This is a genomic window from Bradyrhizobium retamae, assembly GCF_001440415.1.
In the GTDB taxonomy this organism is placed as follows: domain Bacteria; phylum Pseudomonadota; class Alphaproteobacteria; order Rhizobiales; family Xanthobacteraceae; genus Bradyrhizobium; species Bradyrhizobium retamae.
On record NZ_LLYA01000150.1, the window covers coordinates 1 to 1,038 of the forward strand.

Sequence of the window (1,038 nt, forward strand, 5' to 3'; positions counted from 1 at the left end):
CCGCCATCCTGCCATGATACAGCTCCTCGTTTCGCCGACCGCAAACGAGGAATCCGCCAACAGCCCATCCGTTCCACCAATTCAGCCTGCTCCATCAGCGAGGTTTCATGGAATCGGTCGTCTAGGTTCTATCGGCCGGATCCGGTTGGCACGATGCTGACCAATGTGGTAGGGACGCTGAACTTGCTCAATTTGGCACGGGAAGTGCGAGCCGAACGCTTCCTCTATTCTCGAGCGCCGAAGTCTACGGCCATTTTAGCGAACCGCCAGCGGCAATCAACGAACACACCTATGGTTCGCTGAATCCGAACGACAACCGATCGTGCTACGCCGAATCCAAGCGCATGGGCGAGGCACTCTGTTCAGCCTCCGCGCTTCAATATGGGATCGCGACAACTGTCGTTCGGCCCTTCCACACCTATGGGCCAGGCATGAGGCTGAATGACGGACGTGTGTTTGCGGATTTCGTCGCGATACCGTTCTCGGACGGCAGCTTGTCGTGAAAAGCGTTGGGAGAGACCAGCGCGCGTTCTGCTATCTGTCGGATGCTACGGAGGCTTTCCTGCAGGTTCTCCTGCGCGGACAGCCTGGCGAAGCCTATAACGTCGGCAACCCTTCTGGCTGGATTTCGATTGGCGATTTGGCGAATCGATCAGCAGGCTTTTTTCGAAGCCCGCTCCAGTAACAGACATGGCGAACCTCGATGCCAGGGCCAAAACTCGGAAAATGGCCGCTACATGCCCCGATATACGAAAGTCAGCGCCTTGGGCTGGTCGCCTGCGTTCGACCCGGCAGATGGTTTCCGCCGCACCGTCGGGTACTTTCTCGTCCTCGCCGAAAAGCAGTCAAACCCGTGATTCTGACGACGAACCGATCGCTTCTATCGGCAGCGTCAAAAAACGTGTCGGGGGTGGCGATATCTGCAAAAGCGACGATCGGCATCCAGATGAGGCCAAGAGCGCCACTAAATTAGCACGCCGAGGCCCCGACGGTCGGTCAAAATCCCCCGGGTGAGGTCACCTCAAACTCCCCCACCTG

The 1,038-nt window shown here is 57.9% G+C and carries 2 pseudogenes; both read left to right on the top strand.

Going from position 1 to position 1,038, the window contains the following annotated elements:
* Positions 1 to 303: pseudogene (locus CQ13_RS45020) on the top strand (hypothetical protein); the annotation flags it as partial.
* Positions 276 to 685: pseudogene (locus tag CQ13_RS47130) on the top strand (NAD-dependent epimerase/dehydratase family protein). The pseudogenes CQ13_RS45020 and CQ13_RS47130, both read left to right, overlap by 28 nt.
* Positions 686 to 1,038: the final 353 nt, after the last annotated feature.